Here is a 3867-nt window from a genome sequence, read left to right on the forward strand (position 1 = left end):
CCGTGAAGCTGCTGGCCATCTGCGAGCGCGCCGAGGACGGCCGCTCCGTCACCGCCCGGGTGCACCCGGCGATGATCCCGCTCAGCCACCCGCTGGCCTCCGTCAAGGGCGCCTACAACGCCGTCTTCGTCGAGGCCGACTCGGCCGGGCGGCTGATGTTCTACGGACCCGGGGCGGGCGGCGCGCCCACCGCCTCCGCCGTCCTGGGCGATCTGGTGGCGGTGTGCCGCAACAAGCTCGGCGGCGGCCGCGGCCCGGGGGAGTCCGCGTACAGCCGGCTGCCGGTGAGCCCGATGGGCGAGGTGGTCACCCGCTACCACATCAGCCTGGACGTGGTCGACAAACCGGGTGTCCTCGCCCAGTGCGCCATGGTGTTCGCCGACCACGGGGTCTCCATCGACACCGTGCGGCAGACCGGCAAGGACGGCGAGGCGTCGCTGGTGGTCGTCACCCACCGGGCACCCGACGCCGCGCTGAGCGCCACCGTGGAGGCGCTGCGGGGACTGGACACCGTGCATGATGTGGCCAGCATCATGCGCGTCGAGGGCGAGTAGCGCCCGTTTTTCCGAACAGAGGGAAACAGTGAGCATCTTGGACGCGACCAGCACCAGCCGTCAGTGGCGCGGCGTCATCGAGGAGTACCGCGACCGGCTCCCGGTCACCGGGGCGACGCCCGTGGTGACGCTGCGCGAGGGCGGCACGCCGCTCGTCCCCGCCCAGGTGCTGTCCGAGCGCACGGGCTGCGAGGTGCATCTGAAGGTCGAGGGCGCCAACCCCACGGGTTCGTTCAAGGACCGGGGCATGACCATGGCCATCTCCAAGGCCAAGGAGGACGGCGCCCGGGCCGTCATCTGCGCCTCCACCGGCAACACCTCCGCCTCGGCCGCCGCCTACGCGGTGCGCGCCGGCATGGTGAGCGCCGTCCTGGTGCCGCAGGGCAAGATCGCGCTGGGCAAGATGGGGCAGGCCCTCGTCCACGGGGCGAAGATCCTCCAGGTCGACGGCAACTTCGACGACTGCCTCGACCTGGCCCGCGGGCTGTCCGAGAAGTATCCGGTGGCGCTGGTCAATTCGGTGAACCCGGTGCGGATCGAGGGCCAGAAGACCGCCGCGTTCGAGATCGTCGACATGCTCGGCGACGCCCCCGACATCCACGTGCTGCCGGTCGGCAACGCCGGGAACATCACCGCGTACTGGAAGGGCTACCGGGAGTACGCGGCCACCGGCCCCGCCGCCCGCACCCCCCGGATGTGGGGCTTCCAGGCGTCCGGTTCCGCGCCGATCGTGCGCGGCGCGCCGGTGCGCAATCCGACCACCATCGCCACCGCGATCCGCATCGGCAACCCCGCCTCCTGGGAACTGGCCGAGCGGGCCAGGGACGAGTCGGGCGGCTTCATCGACGAGGTCACCGACCGGCAGATCCTGTCCGCCTACCGGCTGTTGGCGGCGGGCGAGGGCGTGTTCGTCGAGCCCGCCTCGGCCGCCTCGGTCGCCGGGCTGCTGAAGGCCGCCGAGCAGGGCAAGGTCGATCCGGGCCAGCGCATCGTGTGCACGGTCACCGGCAACGGCCTGAAGGACCCGGACTGGGCGGTGGCCGGTGCCCCGCAGCCGGTCACGGTGCCGGTGGACGCGGACGCCGCCGCCGAACACCTCGGGCTCGCCTGAGCCGCGCCGCGTGCCCCGGAGACGACACCCCCGCACCCTGTATCGCGTCTGAACCTTCCTTCGATAGGCTGGTATTCAACCCCGTGCAGCGCGATCGCGATACCGGTCGGCCTCCGGGGCATGCCGCACATCTCAGCAAGGAGAGTCATCGAGCGATGGCCCATCCCGCCTTCCGCGCCGCCGCCGTCCGGGTACGGGTCCCGGCGACCAGCGCCAATCTCGGTCCCGGATTCGACGCCCTCGGGCTGGCCCTGGGGCTGTACGACGACGTGGTCGTCCGGGTGGCGGAATCCGGGCTGCACATCGACATCGCCGGTGAGGGCGCCGACACACTGCCGCGCGACGAGCGGCATCTGCTGGTGCGCTCGCTGCGCACCGCCTTCGAGGCGCTGGGCGGCCAGCCGCGCGGCCTTGAGGTGGTGTGCGCCAACCGCATCCCGCACGGCCGGGGGCTGGGCTCCTCGTCCGCCGCGATCTGCGCGGGGCTGATGGCGGCGCGGGCGGTGACCTCGGGCGGCGAGGGCCGGCTGGACGACACCGCCCTGCTGGAGCTGGCCACCGAGATCGAGGGCCATCCGGACAATGTGGCCGCCTGTCTGCTGGGCGGCTTCACGCTGGCCTGGGGGGAGAGCGGCGCGGTCCGGGCGATCCGGATGGAGCCGTCGGAGAAGGTCGTTCCCGTGGTCTTCGTGCCGTCCCGGCCGCTGCTGACCGCGACGGCGCGCGGGCTGCTGCCGCGCACGGTGCCGCACGGGGACGCGGCGCTTAACGCCGGGCGGGCCGCGCTGCTGGTGGAGGCGCTGACCCGGCGCCCCGAACTGCTGCTGCCGGCCACCGAGGACCGGCTGCACCAGGACTACCGGGCGCCGGCCATGAGCGAGAGCGCGGACCTGGTGCACCGGCTGCGCGCCGACGGCGTTCCGGCGGTCATCTCGGGCGCCGGGCCGACCGTGCTGGCGCTGGTGACCGACGAGGCGGCCGACACGACGGCGCGGCTGGCGGGGGAGGGCTGGACGGCGAACCGGCTGCCGCTGGATCTCGCGGGCGCCAGTGTGCTGCCGCTGGCCGGGTCGGCGGAGGCCGACGGGCCCGGCACGGTCCCCGCTTCCGGCGCTTCCTCCGTGTCCGCCGGATCCGGCCGGTGAAGGACGGCGGGCACGGGATTTCCGTACCGGGAGTGGGGGAATGAAGGCAGTATCCGGTAGTGTTAACCTCAAGTCTGCACGTACCGTCCCGATGGATTTCTCCAGGGGCACGGTATTCCGGGGTCCCTCCCGCGGGACCATCCGATTCTTCCGGGAGCCTTCACTCTTCTGCCTGAGCAGCCTGCCGGGCATGCCGAGTCCGCCCCGGGATGGGTGCGGCGTCGTATCGCGGCGATTCCCCGTGCTTCTCCGTGATTCCCCCGCATCGCACGTTGCATTGATTCCTTCCGCCATGTCGCATCGGCGGAGCCACCGCCCGGCCGGCCCGCTCCAAGGGGACCGCAGCCGGACAGCACAACCGGTCGCCGAGCCAGACAGGCCGACGTCCGCTCCAGGGAAGGACCCTTCGTGAGCGACACCACCGATCTGATGGGTGTGAGTGCCGACAGCGCCGGCAAGACCGCCGGTGATGCCACAGCCTCCGCCACGGACGCTCCCACCGCCTCCGCCGCGCCCCGCCGCCGGCGTTCCGGCACCGGCCTCGACGGCATGGTGTTGGCCGAGTTGCAGCAGGTCGCCTCCGGCCTCGGCATCAGGGGCACCGCGCGGATGCGCAAGAGCCAGCTGATCGAGGTCATCAAGGAGAAGCAGGCCGCCTCCGGCGGCGGTGCCCCGGCCTCCGGCGGGGACGCCAAGCCGGCCGACGCCGCGCCGGCCGCCGCCGAGAGCGGCACCGACAAGCCCAAGCGCCGTACCACCTCCCGGGCGCGGACCGGTGAGTCCGCCGAGGGGCAGCGTGAGGCGCAGCGGCAGCAGCAGATCGACATCCCCGGCCAGGCCGAGGGCACCGCGGGCGCGGACAACGGCGGCAAGGGCGGCCGTACCGCCCCCGCCAAGGACGCCGAGAACACCGGCAAGTCCGAGAACGCGGGGAAGTCCGAGAACGCCGCCAAGGACGACGCCGCCCAGGGCGGCGAGCGCAAGCGCGAGCGCGAGCGCCGCGGCAAGAGCGGTGGCGGCCAGGGCCAGCAGGGCCAGGGGGGCCAGAACAACCAGC

At 73.0% G+C, this 3867-nt stretch carries 4 protein-coding genes; all 4 read left to right on the plus strand.

What is annotated here, in order from left to right:
• On the plus strand, positions 1 to 554 hold a 554-nt coding region (locus ACFV5N_RS25515; RefSeq protein WP_385604208.1), incomplete at its 5' end, for an ACT domain-containing protein.
• A 37-nt stretch (positions 555 to 591) separates the two neighbouring features.
• Positions 592 to 1665, plus strand: a complete 1074-nt coding sequence (gene thrC, locus ACFV5N_RS25520; protein WP_385604211.1) for a threonine synthase — start codon at positions 592 to 594, stop codon at positions 1663 to 1665.
• 155 nt (positions 1666 to 1820) lie between these two features.
• Entirely contained in the window at positions 1821 to 2810 is a 990-nt protein-coding gene (gene thrB / locus ACFV5N_RS25525; protein ID WP_385604214.1) for a homoserine kinase, read from the plus strand.
• A 408-nt stretch (positions 2811 to 3218) separates the two neighbouring features.
• The coding region (locus tag ACFV5N_RS25530; RefSeq protein ID WP_385604217.1) for a Rho termination factor N-terminal domain-containing protein at positions 3219 to 3867 on the plus strand (649 nt) is incomplete at its 3' end.

The sequence above is a fragment of the Streptomyces sp. NPDC059853 genome (assembly GCF_042731495.1).
Taxonomy (GTDB): Bacteria; Actinomycetota; Actinomycetes; order Streptomycetales; family Streptomycetaceae; genus Streptomyces.

Excerpts from the sequence above, each read along its gene's own strand:
- thrB (WP_385604214.1), top strand. The coding sequence starts at position 1,821 with ATGGCCCATCCCGCCTTCCGCGCCGCCGCCGTCCGGGTACGGGTCCCG.